This window comes from Mycobacterium sp. IDUB_5, from assembly GCF_055419565.1.
In genome coordinates this window covers 117,180-141,707 of record NZ_JBVAXX010000006.1, presented here as the reverse complement: position 1 = coordinate 141,707, position 24,528 = coordinate 117,180, and the positions used below count along the sequence as shown (strand labels likewise).

The window sequence follows — 24,528 nt, the reverse complement described above, 5'->3', positions numbered from 1 at the left end:
TTCATGAGCCCTGCCCGTTCATGATCGAATGCCCCAGTGCCGCCGACAGGGGCCAGTGGCTTCGTGGGTTGGCCGGCCCAGGCGCGTACACGCCGACCTTGCTGGTCGACAGTCCGAGGCCCACCACCGCCTGGGCCAGCGCGACGGCCGCTGCGACGCCGTCGACCGCGGGCACTCCGACGTGTGTGGAGATGGCAGCGGTCACCCCGGCCATGCCCGCGCAGCCGAGGCAGATGACGTCGGCGCCGTCTTCGGCGACGGCGCGCGCCGCCTCGGCCACGATGGCGCGGACCGCGCCTGCCGGGTCCGCGTCCACCTCGGCGGTGCCCAGACCGCAGGCCCGGACGGACGCACAGTGCGCGTCCAGACCGGCCAGCAGCAGCCGGTCCTCGATCGGCGCGATCGACCTGGCCAACGTCGTCACCACGGAGAAGCGGCGCCCGATCAGGTGGGCGACATGGGCGGCGCACTCGGCGATGTCGAACACGGGAACGGTCAGCATCTCGGCGAGCGCGTCGCGGCCGTGCTCGCCGAATCCCGCGAGGACCACGGCGTCGAAGTCGAACTCCCCCGCCTCCTGCAGGGTCGCGACGAGATCCATCACCGCGACCGCCGACAGGTAGCTCTCCGCTGCGGAGTCGATGGCGGTGGCCCCGAATGGCGCACTCCGACAGATGATCTCGGTACCAGGGTGGGCCGCTGCGGTGGCCGCTGAGGCGATCTCACCGGCCATCGACACCGACGTGTTGGGGTTGAGGACGAGCAGTCTCACGCCGTCACCCCCGCAGCCTCGTAGACCGGCCTGCCCTCCACCCACGTCCCGAGGACACGGCCACGCAGGACCATGCCGTCGTACGGAGTCAGAGGGTGCCGGTGCCGCAGATGTGCCGCGACCACGGGTTCGGTGGCGTCGGGGTCGAAAGCGCACAGGTCGGCGCGGGCTCCTGCGGCGATGCTGCCACGGTCGGTCCAGCCCGCCAGCCGCGCGGGCCGCTCCGACATCCATCGGCTCAACTCGGCCAGCCCGACACCGCGTTGCGCGGCTTGGGTCCAGACGGCGCGGGGGCTCACCTGAAGCGAGCTGATACCCCCGAACGCGGCGCCGAAATCGCCGGACCCCTTGAGTGCCGGCGCGCACGGCGAGTGATCCGAGACCACCATGTCAAGGGTTCCGCCGGCCAGCGCGGCCCACAGCGCATCACGGTCGTCACTGCGGCGGATCGGCGGGCAGACCGCGAACTGTGTTCCCCCCGCGGGAATCTGGTCGGCGGCGAACGTCAGGTAATGCGGACATGTCTCAGCGGTCACGGTGACACCGGCCGCTTTGGCGGCGGCAAGGACCTCGACAGTCTCAGCGCTCGACACGTGCACGATGTGGATACGCGCTCCGGTGTCGCGCGCCACCGCGACAGCCAGCTCGACGGCGCCGACCTCGGCAGCCGCCGGACGGGATGCCAGGAACGACGTGTAGGACGGGCCCGATGGGGGCGCGCTCCCGGCCACGACGTCGTGATCCTCCGCGTGCACCAGCAACACCGATCCCAGGTCGGCGATCTCGCGGGCGGCGGCCGCGAACTCCTCCGGTGTGAGACGGCCGAAATGCGGGTTGCCGGAGTCGGCGAGGAAACACTTGAACCCGCGCACTCCCGCGTCGGCCAGCGGCCGCAACGCGCCGACGTTCTCGGGCACCACTCCGGCCCAGTACCCGACGGCGACGTGACATCGGCCCTGTGCCACCGCCCTTTTCGCGCCCAATGCGGCGACGGTCGTGGTGACCGGCAGCGAATCCAGCGGCATGTCGACCAGCGTCGTGATGCCGGCGCGCGCGGCGGCCTCGGTCGCGCTCGCGAACCCTTCCCAGTCGGGCCCGGGTTCACTGACGTGGACATGGGTGTCGACGAATCCCGGTAGCAGCACCGCACCCGGCGTGACGGAGATCTCGGCGCGGGTGTCGTAGGCGGCATCGCGGACACCGACGTCGACGACGAAACCGCGCGCCACAGCCACCGATGCCGGCCGGATCTCGCCGTCGATCAGCGCCCGATCGGCCCGCAGAACCAGGTCGATCACCGCGGGAACCGCTCGTCGAAGTGCCGTGTCATCTCCGGCCACACGTGCGGATCATGGCCGGGGATCAGCGGATACTCCTTCTCCTGGGCCAGTCTCTTGAGCCGCCGGATGGGTTCCACCGTGTCGGCGGGGTCGACGTCGATGAAGCCGCCGACCGGCAACTCGCCCTCGATGTTCTCCATGAGGTCGGCCGCGTCGAACGCGAAGACGTAGCCGGCGGGCCTCCCTGCCTCGCAGACGGTCTCGTCGAGTTCGACGACGAAGCTCTGATGCCCCGGGGTGTGCCCGTACGTGGGGATCGCGGTGACACCGGGGGCGATGTCGGCCTCGCCGTCGGCGAGTTGCCAGTCGATCGTCGGGTCGTCGAAGTCGACCCGGAAGATCGCATGCCGTTCGGGCTCCGGATGATTGGCCAGGCCGTACTCCACCTCGCGCCGCTGGGCGTGCACCGGCACCTTGCCGGCGAACAGTTTCAGCCCGCCGGCATGATCGGTGTGCAGGTGCGAGACGGCCACCACCCGGATGTCGTCGACGTCGATTCCGATGCCGGACAACGACTCCTCGATCGGCTCCCCCGGCCCGGGCAGGATGGGCTGGTACTCGACACTCGGGTAATAACGGCGCCGCAGGTGCGGGTCGCGGATCAGCGCCGTGTTGAACCCGGTGTCGAGCAGAACCCAGCCGCCGTCGGTCTGCAGCAGCACCCCGGGAACCGGCTCCCGCAGACGGATGTCCGACGGTGCGCCGTGAACCGACACCGACTTCGGCAGGTCCTCCCACCCCAGGGTGAGCAGGACGATCCGGCGTACCCCGCTGCGCCGTGTCAGCGTCGCCATCAGCCCACCGACAATGCCGCCAGGCGCAGCGAATTCGGGTTCGTCACGACGTGGGCCGCTTCGACGCCCTTGAGCCACGGCTGAGCCACCATGAAGTCGTTGACGTCCGCGACGTTGAGCCAGCAACCCGTCTTCACGGCTTCCTCACCGGCGGTGGAGAAGTCGGCGTCCGATCCGGTGGGCAGGCCCTTGACCAGCGCATCGGTGATTCCCGGGGAGGAGCAACCGAAGAAGTTCAGACCGCCGTCGGCATCCCAGGAGATGTGGCCCCAGGTGTAGGGCGACGGTGCGTCCGGCCACCCGAGGTAGGTCATGATCTCCGGCCCCGCCTGCCCGTCGCCACCGATCCACCCGTAGATCTCCGAGGTCGGGTACGCCTGCACCTTCGCCGTGAGACCGGCTGCGGCCAGCTGGGTTTGGAGCAGATTGCTGATCAGCTGGTTGTCAGGGTTGGACGAGTCGTAGCCGATGGTGACGGCCTTCTGGTCGGCGGGCAGGGACGCGGCGATGCCGGACAGCACCGACGGGTCGTGGGTCACCGATTGCTTGGCGTACTGCGCCTCCATGACGTTCGGCGGGTAGATCTGCTCGGCCTTCTTTCCGCGACCGAAATAGGTCTGCTTGACCAGCTCGTCGACGTCGACGGCTTGCATCACGGCGTTGCGGTTCTTCGCGTCGGCCATCATCCCCTTCTTGGGATTGATGTAGACGAAGTTCGACATCATGGTCGGCAGCGAGTAGTTGGCGAATGCCTTGTTGTCGAGGTAGGACTGCACCGCCGACGAGGGCAGGTCGTGCAGGATCGCGGCGAGCTGACCGTTGTTGAACTGCAGCTGCTGCGCCGAGACGTCGGTGATCACCGGCATCTCGACCTTCTCGAAATACGGCTTCGTGCCCCAGTAGTCGGCGAACGCGGTCAGCTCGTATTTCGAGCCGACCTCGGCGGCGGTCAGCGTGTACGGACCGGTGCCCAGATCGTGAGAGGTCAGGTAGCCCTGCGCGTTGTCGGCGCCCCCGTTCTTCTGCAGCCCAACGGGGCTGAGCATCCTCGGACCGTACGGACAGGCCAGGTAGTCGAGGAACGCCGAGTTGGGCGCCTTGAGCGTGACGGTGACGTCGTAGTCGCCCTGGGTGGTGACCGACTCGATGTCGGAGACCATGTACGCCGGCCCCTGGTTGACCGCGGCCCGCCGGTCGAAGGAGGCCTTCACCGCCGCGGAGGTGAACGGTGTTCCGTCGTGGAACTTCACGCCCTCGCGCAGTTTGAAGGTGTAGACCCGGTTGTCGGGTGAGGCGGTCCACTCGGTGGCCAGCAGCGGCTCGAGTTCGGGCTTCTCGGTGCCGGCCTTGTACTGCAGCAGACCTTCGTAGGTGTTCGTGGTCAGCAGCAGGCCCTGGCCCGCGTAGTAGATGTCAGGGTCCGGCGGCTGGCCGATGTCCTGCAGGAACGACAGGTGCAACACCTTGTCGGTGGGCGCCGCATTGGGCGTGCTGCTGCCGGAATCCGATCCGCCGCAGGCACTCAGTGTCAGGACGAGCGCAGCCAGCGCGGCGCCGAACCTCAGACGTCGGCTCATCGTGCCGCTCCTTCCAAAATGTTTGTCGCTGCACCGATTTCGGCGAACGCGTCGAGGATCTCCTCGGTGGTGCGCATCGCACCGGTCTGCAGGTACTCCATCGCATCGAGCGCCGCGTCGTGGCGGTACTGCGTCGAGCCGCCGACGCAGTCGGTCACCACGCGGACGTAGAAGTCACGCTGGTGGGCGTCGGCGAACGTGTAGTGCACGCAAACGTCGGTGAGGCCGCCGATGAGGATCAGTGTGTCGGCCTTGAGTCCGGAGAGCACGATCTCGAACTCCGTGCCGATGAAGCCGGAGTAGCGCCGCTTGACGATGTGGAATTCGTGGTTCGGTCCGTCGAGGTCGGGCAGCAGGGCGGGGTGCAGCGGAGTGCCCGGGCGGCCGTCCACGCAGTGCTCGCCTTCGACGCCGTCGAGTTCCCGGCCGAAGTCGATGCCGCTGGGCCGGTGCACCTCCTGGAAGAACACGATCGGGATGCCGGCCGCGCGGGCGGCGTCGATCATGCGTTGGGCGCGGGCGACGCGGTCGTCGAAGCCGGGCATGTGTTCGATGCCCACCTCGTCGGCGGGCATCCCGCCGGCCTCCTGCATGTCGACGACGACGAGCACTGGATTGCCCACGATCAGTGGCTGTTTCGGCACCTATCCTCCTGTGACTGCGATGCGGGGGTCTGCGGCGGCCTGGAGTAGGTCCACGGCCGTGTTGATGACGACATAAAGGGCGCCGAGCATGAGCGTGACGCCGGCGATGGCGGGAAAGTCTGCGACGGGGATGCTCTGCGCGATGTACTGACCGATCCCCGGCCAGCCGAACACCTGCTCGACCACGAGGACGCCGGAGAACATCAGGCCGACCTGCAATCCCGTCATGGACAGTGCGGCGCCGACGCAGTTGCGCAGGACGTGGCGGGCCATGATCTGGGTCTCCGACAGGCCTTTCGCGCGGGCAGTCCTGGCGTAGTCGCTGTCGATGTCGTCGATCAGGCTGCTGCGCAGCACCCGTCCGATCGCCACGGCGGGGCCGAGTGCGATGACGACAGCCGGCAGCAGAAGGTGATGCAGCGCGTCGGCCACGACGTCGAATCTGCCGTGCAGAAGTCCGTCGACTGTGAAGAGACCGGTCGGTCCGTCCGGGACGTCGGCCAGCGCGATGCGGCCGTTGGCAGGCACCCATCCGAGCGTCTTGTAGAACACGAGAAGGCCGAGGATGCCGAGCAGGAACATCGGCGCCGACGAACTGGTGAACAGGATGGCGCGCAACACCTGGGCGCCAGGCCATTTCAGTGTGGTGCTGAAAGCGAGCAGGGCGGCGAGCACCAGCGCGATCGCCAGACCGTACATCGCCAGTTCCAGCGTGGCGGGGAAGAACGTGCCGAGATCGGAGAGCACGGGGTGCCTGGTTCGATACGACGTGCCGAGGTCGCCGGTCGCGGCCCCGGTCAGATAGTGCCAGAACTGCACGAGCACAGGGTCATTGAGGCCCAGCGCCTCCCGGCGCGCCGCGACGGCCTCACCGGAGGCCTGCGCCCCCATCTGCGCTTTGACCGGATCCAGCGGCGAGATGTGCTGGAGTACGAACAACACCCCGGTCAGCGCGATCAGGATCGCGAGCATCGCGGCGACCCGCGTCATCACGAACGTCTTCACGCGCGGTCCTTCATCAGGTTGCGCAGGCAGTCGCCTGCGATGTTCCCCACGAGAGCCAGGACCAGCACGGCGAGGCCAGGCATCACCGGGATCCACCACTGCTGCAGGAAGTAGCTGAGGTTGCGCGCGGAGTCGGCGCCCAGTTCGGGGGCCGGCGCGGCCTGACCGAGCCCGAGGAAGGACAGCGCCGCCAGGGTCAGTATCAGCGTGCCGATGTCCAGGCTCGCGGCGACCAGACTGTTGGGCAGCGCGCCGGGCAGCAGGTGCCGGATGGCCACCCGAATCGGACTGACGCCGGCCAGTTTGGCGGCCTCCACGTGGGGGCGGGCCGCCAGGCGTGCCACTTCTCCGCGGACGAGCCGGGCATAGAACGGCCACCACACGATCGACACCGCGATCAGGGTGTGGACGAATCCCGGTCCGAGCGCGGCGACCACGGCGATCGCCAGCACCGGCGCGGGCAGCGAGAGGAACGCGTCGGTAATGCGCATGAGCACGGAGTCGAGCCAGCCCCCTGCTGCTCCGGCGATCAGACCGATCAGCCCGCCGATGAGCAACCCGACGGCGACGACGACCAGAGCGGCGAACCAGCTGGAGCGCGCCCCGAAGAGCACTCGCGACAGAATGTCGCGGCCGATGCTGTCGGTGCCGAGGAGGAACCCGTTGGTGCCCGGCGGCTGGAGCGGCATGGTGACCGGTAGCAGGGGGTCATACGGCGCGAGCACCGGCACTGCGATCGCCACCGCCGTCACGACGAAGATCGAGGCGAATCCGATCCAGTTCAGCAGTGGCAGCGTCGACGTGGGCATCCGAACCAGACGCAGGGGACGCCGCGACCGGACCGGCGCCATCGGGACCGCCAACGCCATCAGTCGGCCCTCCGTTCGATGCATGCGACGCGGTGTGCGCTGCCGGGGCGGCCCTCGAGCCGTACGTCGAGGCCCGTGTCGGCACACGCGTCGATGGAGATCGGGCAGCGCGGATGGAATGCGCAACCGTCCGGCGGCGCCAGCGGACTCGCGGGTTCCCCTGGCAACGCACGCAATTCGCGACCGAGATCGGGAATGGAGGCGACCAGCGCTTGCGTGTAGGGATGTGCGGGACGGCTGATCACCTCGTCGGCGTAGCCGACTTCGACGATGCGGCCCAAGTACATCACCGCGATGCGATCGGCGACGACGCGCGCCACCGCCAGGTCGTGGGTGACGAACAGGACCGACATGTTCAGGGAGCGACGCAGATCGGCGATCAGGTTCAGCACCGACGCGGCCAGGGACACGTCCAGCGCGCTGGTCGGCTCATCGCACAGCAGCACCGACGGCGGAATCACGGTGGCACGCGCCAGCGCGACCCGCTGCCGCTGCCCGCCCGAGAGTTGGCCGGCCCGCGCAGTGGCGATGTCGGCCGGCAGCCCGACGCGTTCGAGAACCTCGGTCACCGCGGCACGGCGTTGGGCGCGTGAGCCCTTCTTGATCCGCTCGCCGATGATCTCGCCGACCGACAACCAGGGCGTCAGCGATGCGCCCGCGTCCTGGAACACCATCTGCGGGCGTTGACCGCTCGGGAGCTGCACTGTGCCCGAGGTGGCCTTCTCCAGACCCGCGATCACCCGCAGCAGCGTCGATTTACCGGAGCCGCTCTCCCCCACCAGCGCCACGGATTCCCCGTGCGCGACACGCAGCGAAACCCCGCGCAGCGCCTGGAGTTTGCCGGCACCGGTGGTGCGGTCGAGCCACCGGCGCGCCACCGTGAACGTCTTCGTCACGTCGCGCAGGTCGACGGCCGACGGTGCGTCATCGGCCGTGACGGCCTCCGTTCGGGCGGGATCAGCGACGGACTCGACGGGCGTCCGATAGTGCTCGGCGACCTCCGCGGGGGTGCGCACGCAGGCGCTCACCCGTCCCGGAGCGACCGCAATCGGCTCCGGCGGGGCCTGCTCGCACTCCGGCGCGGCGAGGGCACACCGGGGAACGAACGCGCACCCCGGCAGCGGATCCACCGCGCTGGGCACCGAGCCTGCCAGGGCAGCCAGCCGGCGGTCCCGCGCGGTCTGCAACGTCAACCGGGAGCCGAGGAGGCCAGCGGTGTAGGGATGCGCGGGACTGTCGAGAACCTGTGCGGTAGGACCGATCTCGGCGATTCGTCCGGCGTAGAGCACCGCGATGCGGTCGGCGATCTGCGCGGCGACGCCGAGATCGTGGGTGATCAGCACGATGCTGCAACCGATCTCGTCGCGCAGCCGCTGCAGCAAGGCCAGCACCTGAGCCTGCACGGTGACGTCGAGGGCGGTGGTGGGTTCGTCGGCGATCACCAGCTCGGGATCGCCGGCGATCGCGATCGCGATCATCACGCGCTGGCGCAGACCTCCCGACAACTGGTGCGGGAAGGCCCGCATGCGGGACTTCGGGTCGGGGATGCCGACGGCGGTGAGCAGCCGCAGCGCCTCCTCGGGGCTCCCCGCCACCTCTTCGACCTGCTTGCCGATGCGCATCGTCGGGTTCAGCGACGTCATCGGATCCTGGAACACCGCACCCAGGTCGAGCCGACGCACCTTGCGCAGGTTCTTCGAATCGAATCCGGGCATTCCCGGCAGCATGTCGGAATCGGCCACCCGGACCCGGCCGCGGACTCGCGCACCGTCGGCGAGCAACCCCAGCATGCTGAAGCCGAGAACGCTCTTGCCCGAACCTGATTCACCCACCAGCCCGACGATCTCGCCCGGCGCGATCGCCAGCGACACACCCCGCAGGGCATGCACGTCGCGCCCCCTGCGGGTGAACGTGACGTGCAGGTCGGCGACCGTGGCCACGGGAGATCCGGAGGCAGGCGCCTCCGAGCCTGCTGCCGCGTCGGCAACGGTGGATGCGGTAGTGCCCACGCGGATGCTCCTGGAGTCTCGGGCTATGAGTCTGGGTGCGGCGGCAGCTCGTCGATGCGCAGCTCGCCTGTCGATCGACAGTTTTCTCGGACTGGACGCCCCGTGGGTGTCGCTGGCGTAACCAATTGACGGCCGAGGTAACCGATTGATGTCCCGTGTTTCTATCGCGTGACAGATATGAGCGGAGGCACCTAATCGGTCCGATCATGGGCCACGATGAAGCCATGCCGCTGACCCGCGCCGGACGACCCCGGCTGCAGGCCCAGCGCCGTCCCGGTGTCACCGCTCGCGATGAAATCCTCGACGCCGCAGGGGAACTGTTCACCACGCAGGGCTATGCCGGGACCTCGACGCGCCACATCGCCGAATCCGTCGGCATCCGGCAGGCGTCGCTGTACCACTACTTCAAGACAAAAGACGACATCCTGTGCGCCCTGCTGAGCCAGACCGTCTCCCCCACCCTGTCGATCATCCCTGTCCTGCGTGAGGCCGACCCGGCGATGAGTCAGGCCCAGCAACTACACGCGCTGGCCGTCTTCGACGGCAGACAGCTGCTCAGCGGCCGGTGGAATCTCGGCGCCCTCTATCTGCTTCCCGAACTCCGCGACGCCCGACTGGAACCCTTCTACTCCGAACGCGAGCGGCTGCGCCGGCACTACCTGGAGCTGAGCTCCGCCATCCTGGAAGACACGGGGGTCGATCCGGCGGCGGCCGACCTCCCGTTTCGCCTGGTCGAATCCCTGGTGAACATGTGGTCCACCCCCGAGGGGGTGGCGCGCCAACGGCTGCCCGGCCATGTCGCCGATGCGTGTCTGAGGGTCCTGGGCATTGCCGACCCGACCGCCCTGCACGCCCGCACCCGAGAGGCGCTGACCGCCGCCGGCCCGTGACGATTCTCACGCGCTGGTATGCGCATGGATGAATACGGGGCATGCTCGATGTTGAACTGCTCGGCCCGCGGGACGGGCCGGTTCGCGCAGTGAAGACGACACGATGACAACACGACAAGAGGACGAGACTTTGACCACCGTTTCCGCGTATGCAGCAACATCGGCCACCGAGCCGCTCACCAAGACCACGATCACCCGCCGCGAGGTCGGACCGCACGATGTCGCCTTCGACATCCACTTCGCCGGCATCTGCCACTCCGACATCCACACGGTCAAGGGCGAGTGGGGCAAGCCGAATTACCCGGTGGTCCCGGGCCACGAGATCGCCGGCGTGGTGACCGAGGTCGGCTCCGAGGTCACCACGTACAAGGTCGGCGACCACGTCGGCGTCGGCTGCTTCGTCGACTCCTGTCGCGAGTGCGAGAACTGCAAGGACGGCCTCCAGCAGTACTGCACCGGCACCGGCATGGTCGGCACCTACAACGCCGTCGGCCGCGACGGTGAGCCCACCCAGGGCGGCTACAGCGGCGCGATCGTCGTCGACGAGAGCTATGTCCTGCGCATCCCGGACTCCATCCCGCTGGACAAGGCAGCACCCCTGCTCTGCGCGGGCATCACGCTCTACTCCCCGCTGCGCCACTGGGGCGCCGGGCCCGGCAAGAACGTCGCGGTCATCGGACTGGGCGGCCTGGGCCACATGGGCGTCAAGCTCGCCAAGGCGATGGGCGCGCACGTCGTCGTGCTCAGCCAGTCACTGAAGAAGATGGAAGACGGTCTTCGCCTCGGCGCCGACGAGTACTACGCCACGAGCGACACCGACACCTTCGGCAAGCTGGCCGGCCAGTTCGACCTGATCCTCAACACTGTGTCGGCGAATCTCGACCTGGGCGCGTATCTGAGCCTGCTCAAGCGTGACGGCACCCTCGTCGAACTCGGTATGCCGGAGCACGCGATGGAGGTGCCTCCCTTCCCGCTCGCCGGCATGCGCCGCAGCCTCGCCGGCTCCATGATCGGCGGCATCCCAGAGACCCAGGAGATGCTCGACTTCTGCGCCGAACACGACGTCACGCCGGAGATCGAGGTCATCGACCCCGAGTACGTCAACGAGGCCTACGAGCGCGTCCTGGCCAGCGATGTGCGCTACCGGTTCGTGATCGACACCTCGACCCTGAGGTAGTTCTCGAGTCCGGCCGCTCGTCGAGGTACTCCTCGGCGAGCGGCCGTTCTGTGTGGTCACCATCGCCGACCTGTGAGCTTCCTGGACGCCGTGTTAACACTGCATTTCTCCGGTTGTCGCGTGGTCTATACAGTGCGACGCTCTGTCCGGTCCGTCTGCGTGCGGGCCTTTCTCGCACTGGTTCTACCCCTCAGGAGACGCGATGGCCACCGAATCCGCAGCCGAATCCGCGCAAGCAGCCACCGCTGCACCCGCTGGACTGAAGAAAGGCGCGATCGGCATGGTCGCGGTGATCTTCATGGCGGTCGCCAACGCCGCGCCGATCACGGCGATGACCGGAAACGTGCCGATCGCCGTCGGATTCGGCAACGGCCTCGGCGCACCGGCGGGGTTCCTGTTCGCCACGATCGCCCTGACGTTGTTCGCACTCGGATATGTGGCGATGGCCAAACACATCACCACCACCGGCGCGTTCTACGGCTTCATCTCGCACGGCCTCGGGCAGGTGTGGGGCATGGCCAGTGGATTCCTGGCCACCTTCGCTTACGTGGTGTTCGAGGGGTCCCTGATCGGTGGCTGCGCCTACTTCGCGAATGACGCCGTCAATACCATTGCCGGAGTTGATATTCCGTGGCTCGTCTTCGCGATCGCTGCGATCGTGGTCATCGGGGTGCTCTGCCACTTCCACATCAGCCTGACCGCGGCCATCCTCGGTGTCACGCTGATCTCCGAGGTCCTGATCCTGCTCGCGTTGGCGTTCACAGTGATCGCCAAGGGCGGCGGGCCCGACGGCTTCATGCTGGATCAGACCGTGCTTCTCAACAACGCGTTCGAGAGCCTGCCCGAAGGCGCATTCGGCACCGCCGCGGCCGCCGGCTCGATGGCCATCGGCTTGTTCTTCGCATTCTGGTCCTGGGTCGGCTTCGAGACCACCGCCGTCTACGGCGAGGAGTCGCGCAACCCGAAGAAAATCATCCCGCGCGCCACACTGATCGCGGTGATCGGCCTGGGCCTGTTCTACACGTTCATCTCCTCCATGGTGCTGGCCGGCAACGGCGCGAAGACCTCGGTCGAGGCATCGATCAGCTCCTCGCCACTCGACCTGTTCTTCAACCTGGTGCAGGCCAACCTCGGCGGTGTCCTGCTCGATGTCTACAAAATCCTGCTGGTGATCGGCTCGTTCGCATGTGCGCTGGCTTTCCACAACGCGGCGTCGCGCTACCTGTTCGCCCTCGGCCGAGAGATCCCGGTCAGAGCGGTCAAGTCGACGCTCGGCGCTGCACACCCCAAGCACGGCTCGCCCTATATCTCTTCAGCAGTGCAGGCCGTGATCACCCTCGTCATCGTGGTGCTGTTCGCGGTCTTCACCGCCGTACAGGTACCCGATGCCAGCGGAGTACCCGTCGATACGCCGAGCCTGGTGCCCTACACCAACATCTACGGCATCCTCGCGTTGATCGGCACGGCAGCGATCCTGCTGGTGCAGGCCATCTGCTCGATAGCGGTCATCTGGTACTTCTGGGTGCGAAAAGTCCACTCCGGCAACGTGATCACCACCCTGCTGTGCCCCCTGCTCGGCGGCGTGGCGATGGCGTACGTGGTGTGGCTGCTGTGGGACAACCGGGCGTTCGCGGCCGGGTACGCCGCCAACTCACTGGTCTTCAAGAGTGCCCCCTATCTGATCCTGGCGGTGTTCGTGATCGGCATCGCCTACGCGCTGTGGTTGCGCAGCGCGCGACCGGGCACCTACGCCGAGATCGGGCGCACCGTGATGGAAGACGCCCACGAACGCAGCTAGGAACGCCCGGGGCGACGCGTCGATGTCAGAATGTCAGACCATGGGCGCTCTTCGGGTCGTCGTCGCCGACGACGACGTGCTGTTGCGGGAGGGGCTGGCCAGTCTGCTCCAACGCTCGGGCCTCGAGGTCCTCGGCCAGGCCGGCGACGCGTCGGCGCTCCTCGATCTGGTCCGCACCGAGAAGCCCGATCTGGTGCTCGTCGACATCCGGATGCCGCCGACCCACACGACGGAGGGCCTCGACGCGGCCCGGGTGATCCGCGAGGAGTCGCCCGACATCGGCATCGTCGTGCTCTCGGCACACGTCGATGTCGAACACGCCATGGAATTGCTCGCCGGCGGCCACGCGATCGGCTACCTGCTCAAAACCCGCGTCACCGACGTCGACGACTTCATCGACACGGTGCAACGCGTGGCCAACGGCGCGTCGGTGGTCGACCCCGCACTGGTGGCCGAGCTGATCGGTGCACGCAAGCGCAACGATCCCCTGGCTGCGCTCAGTGCGCGGGAACGCGAAGTCCTCACGCTGATGGCCGAGGGCCTGTCCAACGGTGGTATCGGACGTCGCCTGTGGGTCACCGAGGGCACGGTGGAAAAGCATGTGCGCAGCATCCTGACCAAGCTCGATCTGCCCGAGACCGGTGACGATCACCGCCGCGTGCGCGCGGTGATCCTCTACCTGGAGTCGCGCTGAGCCGTCTTGGAGGGCACGCGACCCAGCATCGTCATCACCGCAGACGGCGACAGTGCCAGCTTGGGCAGGAACCCGAGCGCGCGGCTGGCGTCGATCAGATCGGCGAAATCCTGCTCGTCGTGGGTCGAGGTCAGGATGACCGCGGTGCCGGCCAGGCGCTCGGCCACGTCGAACCCGCTGTCGGCGCCCAGATCCACGTCGACCAGCGCGACGTCGGGGTGTAGCGCGTGCGCCTGCTGCACCGCTTCGCTCGCATCAGCGGCCGTTCCGACCACGACGAAGTCCGCGCGCTCCAGCATGGCGCGCGCGGCGTCGCGGAACGACGAGCTGTCGTCGACGATCAAGCAGCGCACACCGGTCATTCTTCGAGTCTGCCCGGGGGATCCCCTGTTGGCATTCCTGTTAACGGGAATCTCTGCCCTTACCATCGGCGGGTGACCTGGCGTTCGTTTGCGACCACGCTGCTGTCGGTGGTCGTGCGACCCACCGCCCGCCCGCTCGGCGTGGGCATCGTGGTGGCCTGCGTTTTCCTGGTTGCTGAGGTGCTCGCCGTCGTCGCGCTGAAACGGGTTGCGCCCATGAACGCCTTCGGGGCGTTGCTGCTGCTGGGTGTGCTGGTCGTGTCCGCCGGGTGGGGTTTCGGCCTCGCCGTCGCGACGTCGTTCGCAAGCGCGGCGGTGTATGCCTATCTCCATCTCGAGGGCCGCGACAGCCTCGCCCCCGCGGTGGCGGTCTTCCTGACGCTGGCGCTGCTGACCAATGCCCTGGTGGGCCAGGCGCGGGTCCGCGCGGCCGAGGCCGAGCAACGCCGGCGGCAGGCCGACAGGCTGGCCGCGCAGCAGGCCGCGCTGCGTCGCGTCGCCACCCTGGTCGCGCGCGGCGCGGCTCCCACCGAGGTCTTCGGAGTCGCGGTCGAGGAGCTGGCGCGCAGTCTGGGCGTCGATCAGGTCACGCTGCTGCGCTTCGAACCCGACGACATCGCCGTGGTGCTCGCCGCATGCGACCGGCCCGGGAAGCGGAGCCTGGCTCCTGGTGAGCGGCTCTCCCTCTCCGGGGACAGCGTCAGCACGAGAATTCGCCAGCGGGGCGCGCCGGCCCGGATCGAGGACTACGACGAGGCAACGGGCCCGATCGCGACGAGGTTGCGTGTCCTGGGTGTGCGTTCGGCCACCGGCGTGCCCGTGATCGTCGGCGGCGTCGTGCGTGGCGCGTTGTTGGTGGGGTGCCTCGACTCCGAAGAGATCGCCGCCGACCTCGACGCCCATATCGGGGACTTCGCCGATCTGCTCGCCACGGCGATCGCCAACGCGGAAACCCGCGCACAGCTGACCGCGTCGCGGGCGCGCCTCGTCGCGGCCGCCGACGAAGCGCGCCGGGGCTTCGAACGCGACCTCCACGACGGAGCGCAGCAGCGGATCGTCTCGTTGAGCTTGCAGCTGCGAGCCGCCGAGGCAGCCGCCGGCGCCGAAGATGTGCGCGATCAGCTGTCGGCCGCGGTCGCGGGACTGGCGGATCTGTACTCGGACTTGCAGGAGCTCTCCCGAGGGATGCATCCCGCTGTGCTGTCCAAGGGAGGGCTGCCTGCCGCACTGAAGGCGCTGGCGCGCCGCTCGACCGTGCCTGTCGAGGTGACGATCGACGTGGACCGCCGTTTGCCCGAATCAGTGGAGGTCGCGGCGTATTACCTTGCGGCAGAAGCGCTCACCAACGCCGCCAAGCATGCCCAAGCGGAGGTGGTCACCATCGATGCCAGGCTGGCGGACGAGACGCTGCACCTGTCGGTGAGCGACGACGGCGTCGGTGGCGCAGAGTCGGGCGCGGGCTCGGGTCTGATGGGTCTGCGAGACAGGGTGGAGGCCCTCTCCGGCTCGCTCACCGTCACGAGTCGGCCCGGCGCGGGCACCCACATCACCGCGACCATTCCGGTCGCCGAGCACGCGGCGTCCTAGCGACTACTTCTTGCGCTGACTCTCGGCGTATTCCTCGGGGCGGTTCTTCTTCATCCACACCCGCATCGGCCAGAACAGCACCCAGAGAACGGGATACACGGTGACGTAGAACAAGCCGTACACCGCCAGACACCCCAGGATCCCGAGCACCCAGCCGGGGTAGACGATGATCAGGCAGAACTGGATGAACTGTTTCAGCACGACCGGGTAGCCGTCGGACATCGACCAGACAGTCTTCGGACTCAGCGCGTCGAGCAGAGCCCGCCACGTCGAACGCTTCGGCGCGTCGACCGGCTCCTCCTCCAGGGCTCCGCTCGCCGGCTCGGTCATGTCAGAAGTCCCAGTCCTCGTCTTCGGTGTTGACAGCCTTGCCGATGACGTAGCTGGACCCGGAGCCGGAGAAGAAGTCGTGGTTCTCGTCGGCGTTGGGGCTCAGCGCGGACAGGATCGCCGGATTGACGTCGGTCTCGTCCCGCGGGAACAGCGCCTCGTAGCCGAGGTTCATCAGCGCCTTGTTGGCGTTGTAGCGCAGGAACTTCTTCACGTCCTCGGTCAGGCCGACCTCGTCGTAGAGATCCTGGGTGTATTCGACCTCGTTGTCGTAGAGCTCGAACAGCAGTTCGTAGGTGTAGTCCTTGAGCTCCTGGCGGGTGCTCTCGTCCGTCAACGCCAGACCGCGCTGGAACTTGTATCCGATGTAGTACCCGTGCACGGCCTCGTCACGGATGATGAGCCGGATCATGTCGGCGGTGTTGGTGAGCTTGGCCCGGCTGCTCCAGTACATCGGCAGGTAGAAGCCGGAATAGAACAGGAAGCTCTCGAGCAGAGTGGATGCGACCTTGCGCTTGAGCGGCTCGTCACCCTTGTAGTAGCGCATGACGATCTCCGCCTTGCGCTGCAGGTTGGGGTTCTCCTCCGACCAGCGGAACGCATCGTCGATGTCGGCGGTCGAGCACAGCGTCGAGAAGATGTTGCTGTAGCTGCGAGCATGCACCGACTCCATGAACGCGATGTTGGTGTACACCGCTTCCTCGTGCGGCGTGAGCGCATCGGGGATCAAGCTGACCGCGCCGACGGTGCCCTGGATCGTGTCGAGCAGGGTCAGTCCGGTGAACACCCGCATCGTCAGTTGCTTCTCGTGGGCGGTGAGCGTGTTCCACGACGGGATGTCGTTGGACACCGGCACCTTCTCCGGCAGCCAGAAATTGCCGGTCAGGCGCTCCCAGACCTCGGCGTCTTTCTCGTCCTGTAGGCGGTTCCAGTTGATCGCAGAAACACGGTCGATCAGCTTGATGCCATCACTCACGAGAACCCCATTTCACCTGGCTGTTTACGCTGTCGTCGCGGGATCCCCCGCACCGCTGCCAACACTACAACTGGGGGGCGACATCGCCATGCTCTACGAGATGTTGTGTTCGGGCGTGTCGCTGATCGTCACTGTTTTCGCTACCTTCGCCGGTAGAAGACCATCCCGCCGTGGTGCAGTTCGTCGCCGGTGACGAACGTTCCGGACGCGGTGAATCCGGTGTCGTCCCAGTACTCGATGCGATTGCCCGTCACCTCGTACCGCCCGGTGTACGCGCTCTGCCGGTCCCCGCGAGCCTCGTCGTAGCGGCCGTCGGGCAGCAATTCCTGCCGGATCTCCCCGTCGGCGGTCACCCACATGCCCACGTATGGGTGGTCGGCGGCGGGTGCGGCCGGTACGCGGGTCAGGAGTTCATCGAGTGCCACCAGGTCGAGGTAGGCCGTCACGCGAATCACCCGCTCGTCGTGCAGCGTCATCACCCAGGCGTAGTCGTTGACGTACGGCCGGCCGTCGCGGGCGGTCGCCGTGCCCCGCCACAGGGCCACGACGGTGTCGCCATCGGTGTGGAGCTCGCGCACGTCGGCCCGGATCTCTCCGGCGAGGCGAGACACGATGGGCCCGGCACCGTCCCGAAGGAAGTCGATTCGACTCGTGTAGGTCGAGGGCCGGACGGCCCGCGCCACCGTCCAGTGGACGTCGTCGGCGAGGATCGAGTAGAAGGTGTCCGCCCTTCCGACGCCAAGCGCGAGGGCGTCGCGCACCACCTGGGCGTTGCGCCCCTCAACCTCGGCGGCATCGGCGGTGCCGGTGCTACTGCAGCCGACGGCCACGGCCGCTGCCGCGCCGATCACAGACGATCTCATTCTCGCGCCCCAGCGCTGATTCTCTCCCGATGTCTTCGTGACCATGACATCGAACCTAGGAACGCGCTGGACGTGCCGGCAGGGTGCAGTTCTCCCAGGGACGCGACGACGGGGACGGGCTCAGGCGACCTGTTCGCGCCGGGTGACGCCCTCGTGCAGCGGCAGGTCCGGGTCGATGCGGATGCCGAGCACCTCACAGGTCCCGTTGATCGAGCCCAGCATGATCGTGGTCAGGTAATCGACGAACTTCTCGGCCGGCAGCCGCCGCGGCATGTCCCGCGCAGTGCCGAGCCACCAGTCGGTCGCAGAGGCCGCAGCCCCGAAGGTCGCGAACGCGGCCAGCTCGAACGCCGCGCCGTCGAGCTCCATGTCCTGAAGTTCGTGGCTGAACATGTCGGCCATCGCCAGCGTGATGTCACGGCCCTCGTTCACCGCACGGATCGTCGACTCGCTTTCGGCGAACCGGCCCTGCATCAGGAACCGGATCACGTTCGGGTGGTCGTCGACCAGCCGGACGTATTGCTCGACGGCGCGACGGATGATCGTGTGCGCCGGATCGGTCGAGACGTCGATGGACGGGAAGATGGCCGACCACAACATGTCCCGCATGCGCTGGCCGATCGCCTGGAAAAGGTCCGATTTGTCGGTGAAGTGCCGGTAGATCTTGGGTTTGGCCGTGCCCGCCTCTTCGGCGATCTCCCGCAGTGAGACATCGGGGCCCTGCTGGTCGATCGCCCGGAATGCCGCGTCGACGATCTCGGACCGCACCTTCTTGCGGTGTTCGCGCCAGCGTTCGCTACGGGCGTCCACCTTGACGCCCGGCTCGTCGGCTGCGCGCCTGCTCGGCCCTCGTCGCACGCGGACACTCTACCCGGTACAGATGCGGCTGACCTGCCCCGACCGCGCGCCGCGGGAAGCGCGTCACCAACAGATCATCACGGCCGTGCCGCGCAGCGCGCCTCCGAATCGGTACTATCTCGGGCGACAGCCGCGCAACGAGACGAGAGATATGACGCAGCGATACGACCTGGTCATCGCAGGTGGGGGGCCGTCGGGATCGGCGGCCGCATGGCAGGCCGCCCAGACCGGAGCGAACGTGGTGGTGCTCGACAAGGCACAGTTCCCGCGGGCCAAACCCTGCGGCGACGGCCTGACCGCGCGCGCCGTGAGCTACCTGCAGAAGATGGGGCTGGCCGACGAGGTGGCCACCTATCACCGCGTCAACCGGGTGACCGTCTTCAGCCCCAGCCGCTGGGAACTGTCGTTCCCGACGCGTCCCGGCATGCCCAACCACGGGCACACCGTGAGCCGCGAGCACCTCGACACGACGCTGCTCAAGCACGCCGAATCCGCGGGTGCCGAAGTGCGCCAGGGCGCGGAGGTGGCAGGACCGGAGCTCGACGCCAACGGACGCGTCATCGGTGTCGTCCTCAAGGGCGGCGAGAAGGTGTACGGCGACGCGGTGATCGCCGCCGACGGCGCCTACTCCCCCATCAAGCGCGCGCTGAAGATCGACTCCGAGTACAACGGCTACTCGGCGATCGCGATCCGGTCGGAGATGCCGGCCAACCGCGCGGACTCCGACAGCCTCGACATCTACCTCAAGCTGCAGTTCCAGGGTGACCAGCTGCCCGGTTACGGGTGGGTCTTCCCGATGGGCGACGGCATCTTCAACATCGGCCTGGGCTACGTCAACAGCTACAAGAACTGGCAGTCCATCAACGCGACCCAGTTCCTGGGCGACTTCCTGCGCACACTGCCCCGAGAGTGGGATCTGCCGCCCATCGAGGAGCTGAAGAAGAACAAGAGCGTGCGCGCCTGGCGGTTGCCCATGGGGTTCACCGCCTGGCCGGCGTGGCGCCCAGGTGTGCTGTTCACGGGCGACTCGCTGGGCGCAGGCAAACCGGCATCGGGCGCGGGCATTTCGAAGGCACTGGAGTCCGGATTGGCCGCGGGTGAGTGCGCGATCGCCGCGCTGACCAACGGCGGGCCCGACGATTTCACGAACTACGGGCAGCGCATGGAAGCCGCGTGGGGCCGGGAGTACAAGCGCGGCAGGTACTTCCACAAGCTGGCGGGCATTCCGGCGGTCGCCAACACCGGTATCAAGCTGATCGACAACGCCCACTTCCGCGACCGGATGCTCAAGTCGCTGTACAAGAAGGCCCAGGGCCCCCAGCACACCTTCTAGAGACCACCCCGCCGCAATGTCGGCGCCCCGCCGGGTGTTGGAGTGACAGTCCACACCCGGCGGTGTGGTGTCAGGGGTCGGCGCTACGGTCGCCCTATGGAGCAACGCATCAGCCTGATCACGCTCGGTGTCGACGACCTCGCGCGGGCGCGCCGGTTCTACGAGGACGGTCTTGGTTGGCTGCCCCACGACGCGCCCGAGGGCGTGGTGTTCTACCAAATGCCCGGTATTGCGTTGGCGTTGTTCGGTCGCGCGGATCTGGCCGAGGACGCTCACCATCCCGTGGACGGACGGTTCAGCGGGATCACGATCGCGATCAATCAGCGCTCCGAAGCCGACGTCGACGCGGTGCTGGAGCAGGCTGTTGCCGCGGGTGGCACGCTGCTGAAGCCGGCTGAAAGGGTCTTCTGGGGCGGGTATTCGGGATACTTCGCCGACCCGGACGGGCACGTGTGGGAGGTGGCGCTGAACCCGGCGTGGACGATCAACGACGACGGCACGCTGACGCTCTGACGCTCCGCGGTCAGCGGCCCCGCTGGGCTCGGCCGGGTTTGCGGGCCACCTTGCCCGCGGCGGCGCGGGCGGCCTGCTTGGCCAGTGTTTTCTCGCGTGCGGTGCGCTTGGGCGCCGGTTCCGTCTGACCGCGGGACGAGCCGGGCTTGCGGCCGCGGACGACACCGATGAAGTCGTCGACGAGTGCTGATTGCGGACCCTGCGGCACGGCGAGCGCGACAGCGCAGGTAGGCGCGTCCACGATAGGCCGGTAGGTGATGTCTTTCCGGTGATGCAGGCGCGCCAGCGACTGCGGGACGATCAGCACGCCGGCCCCTGCAGCGACGAGTTCGATTGCAGCTGGCGTGTTTTCGGGCCGATGCTCGGCCGGGGTACCGGGTGCGTCAGGCCAGTCGACGACGTCGTCGAGGGGCACGAGCCGTGACTCGTCGACGAGATCGGCGGCGGTGATCTCGTCGGCGGCGCTCAGCAGGTGATCCGCCGCGACGACGGCGACTGTGGTTTCGGCGTAGAGCGGGATGACCGCCAGCCCGGAGGTGTCGGTGGGCAGGCGCAGGACCGCGACGTCGACGGTACCGTCGCGTACGGCCTCAGCAGCCTCGGCCGCGGGAATCGTGGTGAGCTCCAGCCGAACCTGCGGGTGACGCTGCGTCCAGTGGCGCGCCCATTTCGCGGGCGTGCCGCCCGGGACGTAGCCGACCGTGAGCGACGGCTGCGACGGCGGGACCATCGCCACAGGCTACCGATACCCTGAGCGTCATGAGCAGGCCGAATTCGCAGTCGATGAAACCCGCGACCGCGGCGAAGAAGCTGGACGTCTACCTGCCGGCGACACCCGAGGAGTTCCAGAGCAACGCCATCACCCGCGACGAGCTCGCTGGGTTGCAGGCCGATCCTCCGCAGTGGCTGCAGGATCTTCGCAAGAACGGCCCGCATCCGAAGAACCTGGTGGCGGCGAAGCTGGGGGTGTCGATCGCGGGGTTGGCCCGCGGAGGGGTCACCGAGGCGCTGACCACCGAGCAGATCGACGCGCTGCTCGCCGATAAGCCGGAGTGGTTGGTCGCCGAACGCGAGAGCTACCAGAACGTGGTCCGCGAAGAGCGTCGCCTGAAGGCCGCACGCGCGGATCAGGCTTCCGAGAAGTAGGCCCGACCCTTTCGAGCGTGGGCATTGTGCACGCGAAAGTGGCTTTCGCCGTGCACAACCCCCACGCTCGAACCGTCGGCCTTTCGCCTGACTCTCACAGGCTCGTCAGCAGGGTATCCCTGAAGACCGGGAGGTGGCTTTTTCCGGTTTCACCCGTGCGCTCTTCGACGCATTTCACTACTGCATTTCCCATACGCGTGACCTCCTTCGCGATGATCGTCGACAGGTACCCGATAACTTCCGATACTGCGAATCCCACAAGAAAACTCATGGGACCGACGGTCATGAACACAATGGCTGCCATCATCAGCCTGAGAACACCACCTCCCAGGGACGCCGACCTTAGTCAGCGTTTCGGCAATTCAGTTGTCGTAGCTCAGCTCACAACATGCAGCTGACGCAACCCTCCACCTCAGTGCCTTCCAGCGCCATCTGGCGAAGCCGGATGTAGTACAGCGTCTTGATTCCCTTGCGCCAGGCGTAGATCTGCGCCTTGTTCACGTCGCGCGTGGTCGCGGTGTCCTTGAAGAACAACGTCAGTGACAGACCCTGATCCACGTGCTGGGTGGCCGCGGCGTAGGTGTCGATGATCTTCTCGTACCCGATCTCGTAGGCATCCTGGTAGTACTCCAGGTTGTCGTTGGTCAGGTACGGCGCCGGGTAGTAGACGCGACCGATCTTGCCTTCCTTGCGGATCTCGATCTTGCTCGCCACAGGGTGGATCGAGCTGGTCGAGTGGTTGATGTAGCTGATCGACCCGGTCGGCGGAACCGCCTGCAGGTTCTGGTTGTAGATGCCGTGCTTCTGCACCGACTCCTTGAGTCGCTTCCAGTCCTCCTGGGTCGGAATCCGGATGCCGGCGTCGGCGAAGATCTGCCGCACCTTGTCGGTGGCCGGCTCCCACACCTGATCGGTGTACTTGTCGAAGAACTCCCCCGACGCGTACTTCGAGCGCTCGAACCCGCCGAAGGCCCGACCTCGTTCGATCGCAATGCGATTCGACGCCTGCAGCGCGTGATAGAGCACCGTGTAGAAGTAGATGTTGGTGAAGTCCACACCCTCTTCCGAGCCGTACATGATGCGCTCACGTGCCAGATAGCCGTGCAGGTTCATCTGTCCCAGACCGATGGCGTGGGATTCGTTGTTGCCCTGCTCGATCGACGGCACCGACGTGATCGAGGTCTGGTCGCTCACCGCGGTCAAGGCGCGAATCGACACCTCGATGGTCTGCGCGAAGTCCGGTGAATCCATGGCTTTCGCGATGTTCAGCGAGCCGAGGTTGCAGGAGATGTCCTTGCCGACCTTGGCATAGGACAGGTCGTCGTTGAACTCCGAGGGCGTGGACACCTGCAGGATCTCCGAGCACAGGTTGCTGTGGGTGATCTTGCCGTCGATCGGGTTGGCGCGGTTCACCGTGTCCTCGTACATGATGTACGGGTAGCCGGACTCGAACTGCAGCTCCGCCAGGGTCTGGAAGAACTCGCGCGCCTTGATCTTGGTCTTGCGAATCCGCGCGTCGTCGACCATCTCGTAGTACTTCTCGGTCACCGAGATGTCAGCGAACGCCTTGCCGTAGACCTTCTCCACGTCATAGGGCGAGAAGAGGTACATGTCCTCGTTCTTCTTCGCCAACTCGAAGGTGATGTCCGGGATCACCACGCCCAGCGAGAGCGTCTTGATGCGGATCTTCTCGTCGGCGTTCTCGCGCTTGGTGTCGAGGAACCGGTAGATGTCGGGGTGGTGCGCGTGCAGGTACACCGCACCGGCGCCCTGGCGGGCGCCCAGCTGGTTGGCGTAGGAGAACGAGTCCTCGAGCAGCTTCATGATCGGGATGACGCCCGAGCTCTGGTTCTCGATGTTCTTGATCGGCGCGCCGTGCTCACGAATGTTGCTCAGCAGCAACGCGACTCCGCCACCGCGCTTGGACAGCTGCAGTGCCGAGTTGATGGAGCGACCGATCGACTCCATGTTGTCCTCGATGCGCAGCAGGAAGCAGCTCACCGGCTCGCCGCGCTGCTTCTTGCCCGAGTTGAGGAACGTCGGCGTCGCCGGCTGGAAGCGGCCGTCCATGATCTCGTCGACCAGCTTCTCGGCCAGCGTGGTGTCGCCGGAAGCCAGCGTCAGCGCCACCATCACCACACGATCTTCGAAGCGCTCGAGGTAGCGCTTTCCGTCGAAGGTCTTCAGCGTGTAGGAGGTGTAGTACTTGAACGCGCCCAGGAACGTCGGGAACCGGAACTTCTTGGCGTACGCACGATCCAACAGCGTCTTGACGAAGTTGCGCGAGTACTGGTCGAGCACCTCACGCTCGTAGTACTCCTTCTGCACCAGGTAGTCGAGCTTCTCGTCCTGATTGTGGAAGAAGACGGTGTTCTGGTTCACGTGCTGCAGGAAGTACTCCCGCGCCGCCTGGACGTCCTTGTCGAACTGGATCTTGCCGTCGGCGTCGTACAGGTTCAGCATCGCGTTCAGGGCGTGGTAATCCATCTCGCCCGGAAGCGCGTGCACGCCGGTGGTGGTTACAGGTTCTGCAGCTGTGACGGTTGGTGGCACGTCTGGTCCTTCCAGAAGTCTTGTAATCCTGCGCGGACGGCGAACACATCGTCCGTCGTTCCCATGAGTTCGAACCTGTAGAGAAAGGGGACGCCGCACTTGCGTGAGACGACCACCCCGGCGTAGCCGAATTCGGCGCCGAAATTGGTGTTGCCCGCGGAGATGACACCGCGGATCAACGACCGGTTGTGTTCATCGTTGAGGAATGCGATCACCTGCTTGGGGACGTATCCCCCGCGATCGGGATCGGGGCCGTTGGCGTGCCCGCCGCCATAGGTGGGTAGGACGAGCACGTACGGCTCGTCTACCTGGATCCGCTCCTTGAGGGGAATCCGTATAGCGGGCAGTTCGAGCTTCTGCACGAACCGATGCGTGTTCTCCGACACGCTGGAGAAGTAGACGAGGTTGCTCACTCCCCTGCTCCTCTCGGTCGATGCG

At 66.9% G+C, this 24,528-nt stretch carries 25 protein-coding genes and 1 other RNA gene; 8 read left to right on the top strand and 18 right to left on the bottom strand.

The annotated features are described in order from the left end of the window. Position 1: 1 nt before the first annotated feature. From ACZY1G_RS20630 to ACZY1G_RS20595, 8 genes are read right to left on the bottom strand one after another with little or no spacing between them, the layout of a single operon-like run. A complete protein-coding gene (locus ACZY1G_RS20630; protein ID WP_463817005.1) occupies positions 2–772 on the bottom strand; it encodes an aspartate/glutamate racemase family protein in 771 nt (256 codons plus the stop codon). Beyond that, the gene (gene allB, locus ACZY1G_RS20625; RefSeq protein ID WP_463823498.1) at positions 769–2,112 is read right to left on the bottom strand and encodes an allantoinase AllB; all 1,344 of its coding nucleotides are present in this window, start codon (positions 2,110–2,112) and stop codon (positions 769–771) included. Before allB ends, ACZY1G_RS20630 begins: the two co-directional genes overlap by 4 nt. Next, a complete protein-coding gene (locus tag ACZY1G_RS20620; RefSeq protein ID WP_463817007.1) occupies positions 2,067–2,906 on the bottom strand; it encodes an N-acyl homoserine lactonase family protein in 840 nt (279 codons plus the stop codon). The genes allB and ACZY1G_RS20620 overlap by 46 nt, the downstream gene beginning before the upstream one ends. Beyond that, entirely contained in the window at positions 2,906–4,483 is a 1,578-nt protein-coding gene (locus ACZY1G_RS20615; protein WP_463823497.1) for an ABC transporter substrate-binding protein, read from the bottom strand. Before ACZY1G_RS20615 ends, ACZY1G_RS20620 begins: the two co-directional genes overlap by 1 nt. Continuing rightward, positions 4,480–5,127, bottom strand: coding sequence for a cysteine hydrolase family protein (locus ACZY1G_RS20610; protein ID WP_463817009.1), 648 nt, complete (start codon positions 5,125–5,127; stop codon positions 4,480–4,482). The genes ACZY1G_RS20615 and ACZY1G_RS20610 overlap by 4 nt, the downstream gene beginning before the upstream one ends. Further along, positions 5,128–6,132, bottom strand: a complete 1,005-nt coding sequence (locus ACZY1G_RS20605) for an ABC transporter permease (RefSeq protein ID WP_463823496.1) — start codon at positions 6,130–6,132, stop codon at positions 5,128–5,130. Continuing rightward, positions 6,129–7,001 carry an ABC transporter permease gene (locus tag ACZY1G_RS20600; RefSeq protein ID WP_463823495.1) on the bottom strand — a complete coding sequence of 291 codons (873 nt, stop codon included), beginning with the start codon at positions 6,999–7,001 and terminating at the stop codon, positions 6,129–6,131. Before ACZY1G_RS20600 ends, ACZY1G_RS20605 begins: the two co-directional genes overlap by 4 nt. Next, positions 7,001–9,010 (bottom strand): dipeptide ABC transporter ATP-binding protein, encoded by a 2,010-nt coding sequence (locus tag ACZY1G_RS20595; protein ID WP_463823494.1) that lies wholly within the window; start codon positions 9,008–9,010, stop codon positions 7,001–7,003. The genes ACZY1G_RS20600 and ACZY1G_RS20595 overlap by 1 nt, the downstream gene beginning before the upstream one ends. 224 nt (positions 9,011–9,234) lie before the next feature. Between ACZY1G_RS20595 and ACZY1G_RS20590 the strand changes: the two genes are divergently transcribed. From ACZY1G_RS20590 to ACZY1G_RS20575, 4 genes are all read left to right on the top strand, one after another. Beyond that, complete coding sequence (locus tag ACZY1G_RS20590; protein WP_463817013.1) at positions 9,235–9,900, top strand: TetR/AcrR family transcriptional regulator; 666 nt, start codon at positions 9,235–9,237, stop codon at positions 9,898–9,900. Positions 9,901–10,030: 130 nt separating this feature from the next. Then, a complete protein-coding gene (locus tag ACZY1G_RS20585; protein ID WP_463817211.1) occupies positions 10,031–11,077 on the top strand; it encodes an NAD(P)-dependent alcohol dehydrogenase in 1,047 nt (348 codons plus the stop codon). A gap of 202 nt (positions 11,078–11,279) precedes the next feature. Further along, complete coding sequence (locus ACZY1G_RS20580; RefSeq protein ID WP_463823493.1) at positions 11,280–12,875, top strand: APC family permease; 1,596 nt, start codon at positions 11,280–11,282, stop codon at positions 12,873–12,875. Positions 12,876–12,915: 40 nt separating this feature from the next. Next, positions 12,916–13,569 carry a response regulator transcription factor gene (locus ACZY1G_RS20575; protein ID WP_463823492.1) on the top strand — a complete coding sequence of 218 codons (654 nt, stop codon included), beginning with the start codon at positions 12,916–12,918 and terminating at the stop codon, positions 13,567–13,569. Here ACZY1G_RS20575 and ACZY1G_RS20570 read toward each other — a convergent pair. Beyond that, positions 13,551–13,931, bottom strand: a complete 381-nt coding sequence (locus tag ACZY1G_RS20570) for a response regulator (RefSeq protein WP_463817016.1) — start codon at positions 13,929–13,931, stop codon at positions 13,551–13,553. The two genes, ACZY1G_RS20575 and ACZY1G_RS20570, sit on opposite strands and share 19 nt — an antisense overlap. A 72-nt stretch (positions 13,932–14,003) precedes the next feature. Here ACZY1G_RS20570 and ACZY1G_RS20565 point away from each other — a divergent pair, with 72 nt between their 5' ends. Continuing rightward, positions 14,004–15,518, top strand: coding sequence for a GAF domain-containing sensor histidine kinase (locus ACZY1G_RS20565; protein WP_463823491.1), 1,515 nt, complete (start codon positions 14,004–14,006; stop codon positions 15,516–15,518). A 3-nt stretch (positions 15,519–15,521) separates the two neighbouring features. Here ACZY1G_RS20565 and ACZY1G_RS20560 read toward each other — a convergent pair whose 3' ends face one another. From ACZY1G_RS20560 to ACZY1G_RS20545, 4 genes are all read right to left on the bottom strand, one after another. Continuing rightward, on the bottom strand, positions 15,522–15,848 hold the full coding sequence (locus ACZY1G_RS20560; RefSeq protein ID WP_463823490.1) for a hypothetical protein: 327 nt from the start codon (positions 15,846–15,848) through the stop codon (positions 15,522–15,524). Between the two features lies 1 nt (position 15,849). Next, positions 15,850–16,812: a class 1b ribonucleoside-diphosphate reductase subunit beta gene (gene nrdF / locus ACZY1G_RS20555; protein ID WP_463823646.1), complete on the bottom strand. Its 963-nt coding sequence runs from the start codon at positions 16,810–16,812 to the stop codon at positions 15,850–15,852. Positions 16,813–16,964: 152 nt separating this feature from the next. Then, on the bottom strand, positions 16,965–17,687 hold the full coding sequence (locus ACZY1G_RS20550; RefSeq protein WP_463823489.1) for an Atu4866 domain-containing protein: 723 nt from the start codon (positions 17,685–17,687) through the stop codon (positions 16,965–16,967). Between the two features lie 120 nt (positions 17,688–17,807). Beyond that, positions 17,808–18,545 (bottom strand): TetR/AcrR family transcriptional regulator, encoded by a 738-nt coding sequence (locus tag ACZY1G_RS20545; RefSeq protein ID WP_463817020.1) that lies wholly within the window; start codon positions 18,543–18,545, stop codon positions 17,808–17,810. 151 nt (positions 18,546–18,696) lie between these two features. On the opposite strand from ACZY1G_RS20545, the gene ACZY1G_RS20540 reads away from it, so the two are divergent. Both ACZY1G_RS20540 and ACZY1G_RS20535 read left to right on the top strand, forming a co-directional pair. Beyond that, complete coding sequence (locus ACZY1G_RS20540; protein ID WP_463817021.1) at positions 18,697–19,878, top strand: geranylgeranyl reductase family protein; 1,182 nt, start codon at positions 18,697–18,699, stop codon at positions 19,876–19,878. Positions 19,879–19,974: 96 nt separating this feature from the next. Next, positions 19,975–20,391 (top strand): VOC family protein, encoded by a 417-nt coding sequence (locus tag ACZY1G_RS20535; protein WP_463817022.1) that lies wholly within the window; start codon positions 19,975–19,977, stop codon positions 20,389–20,391. A gap of 10 nt (positions 20,392–20,401) precedes the next feature. On the opposite strand, the gene ACZY1G_RS20530 is transcribed toward ACZY1G_RS20535, so the two are convergent. Next, a complete protein-coding gene (locus ACZY1G_RS20530) occupies positions 20,402–21,121 on the bottom strand; it encodes a LysR family transcriptional regulator substrate-binding protein (RefSeq protein WP_463823488.1) in 720 nt (239 codons plus the stop codon). Positions 21,122–21,150: 29 nt separating this feature from the next. On the opposite strand from ACZY1G_RS20530, the gene ACZY1G_RS20525 reads away from it, so the two are divergent. Next, a complete protein-coding gene (locus ACZY1G_RS20525; RefSeq protein ID WP_463823487.1) occupies positions 21,151–21,537 on the top strand; it encodes a DUF5997 family protein in 387 nt (128 codons plus the stop codon). 94 nt (positions 21,538–21,631) lie between these two features. Here ACZY1G_RS20525 and ACZY1G_RS20520 read toward each other — a convergent pair whose 3' ends face one another. From ACZY1G_RS20520 to nrdI, 4 genes are all read right to left on the bottom strand, one after another. After that, on the bottom strand, positions 21,632–21,808 hold the full coding sequence (locus tag ACZY1G_RS20520; RefSeq protein WP_463817026.1) for a hypothetical protein: 177 nt from the start codon (positions 21,806–21,808) through the stop codon (positions 21,632–21,634). 20 nt (positions 21,809–21,828) lie between these two features. Beyond that, positions 21,829–21,897, bottom strand: an RNA gene (locus ACZY1G_RS20515) — hammerhead ribozyme type II. 21 nt (positions 21,898–21,918) lie between these two features. Next, positions 21,919–24,090: a class 1b ribonucleoside-diphosphate reductase subunit alpha gene (nrdE, locus tag ACZY1G_RS20510; protein WP_463817027.1), complete on the bottom strand. Its 2,172-nt coding sequence runs from the start codon at positions 24,088–24,090 to the stop codon at positions 21,919–21,921. Further along, entirely contained in the window at positions 24,057–24,503 is a 447-nt protein-coding gene (gene nrdI, locus ACZY1G_RS20505; protein ID WP_463817029.1) for a class Ib ribonucleoside-diphosphate reductase assembly flavoprotein NrdI, read from the bottom strand. Before nrdI ends, nrdE begins: the two co-directional genes overlap by 34 nt. Positions 24,504–24,528 lie beyond the last annotated feature (25 nt).

Coding starts and splice junctions, on each gene's coding strand:
- ACZY1G_RS20620 (WP_463817007.1), bottom strand. CDS start 2,906: ATGGCGACGCTGACACGGCGCAGCGGGGTACGCCGGATCGTCCTGCTC.
- ACZY1G_RS20615 (WP_463823497.1), bottom strand. CDS start 4,483: ATGAGCCGACGTCTGAGGTTCGGCGCCGCGCTGGCTGCGCTCGTCCTG.
- ACZY1G_RS20600 (WP_463823495.1), bottom strand. CDS start 7,001: ATGGCGTTGGCGGTCCCGATGGCGCCGGTCCGGTCGCGGCGTCCCCTG.
- ACZY1G_RS20590 (WP_463817013.1), top strand. CDS start 9,235: ATGCCGCTGACCCGCGCCGGACGACCCCGGCTGCAGGCCCAGCGCCGT.
- ACZY1G_RS20580 (WP_463823493.1), top strand. CDS start 11,280: ATGGCCACCGAATCCGCAGCCGAATCCGCGCAAGCAGCCACCGCTGCA.
- ACZY1G_RS20575 (WP_463823492.1), top strand. CDS start 12,916: ATGGGCGCTCTTCGGGTCGTCGTCGCCGACGACGACGTGCTGTTGCGG.
- ACZY1G_RS20570 (WP_463817016.1), bottom strand. CDS start 13,931: ATGACCGGTGTGCGCTGCTTGATCGTCGACGACAGCTCGTCGTTCCGC.
- ACZY1G_RS20560 (WP_463823490.1), bottom strand. CDS start 15,848: ATGACCGAGCCGGCGAGCGGAGCCCTGGAGGAGGAGCCGGTCGACGCG.
- ACZY1G_RS20550 (WP_463823489.1), bottom strand. CDS start 17,687: ATGAGATCGTCTGTGATCGGCGCGGCAGCGGCCGTGGCCGTCGGCTGC.
- ACZY1G_RS20540 (WP_463817021.1), top strand. CDS start 18,697: ATGACGCAGCGATACGACCTGGTCATCGCAGGTGGGGGGCCGTCGGGA.
- ACZY1G_RS20535 (WP_463817022.1), top strand. CDS start 19,975: ATGGAGCAACGCATCAGCCTGATCACGCTCGGTGTCGACGACCTCGCG.
- ACZY1G_RS20530 (WP_463823488.1), bottom strand. CDS start 21,121: ATGGTCCCGCCGTCGCAGCCGTCGCTCACGGTCGGCTACGTCCCGGGC.
- ACZY1G_RS20525 (WP_463823487.1), top strand. CDS start 21,151: ATGAGCAGGCCGAATTCGCAGTCGATGAAACCCGCGACCGCGGCGAAG.
- ACZY1G_RS20520 (WP_463817026.1), bottom strand. CDS start 21,808: ATGAGTTTTCTTGTGGGATTCGCAGTATCGGAAGTTATCGGGTACCTG.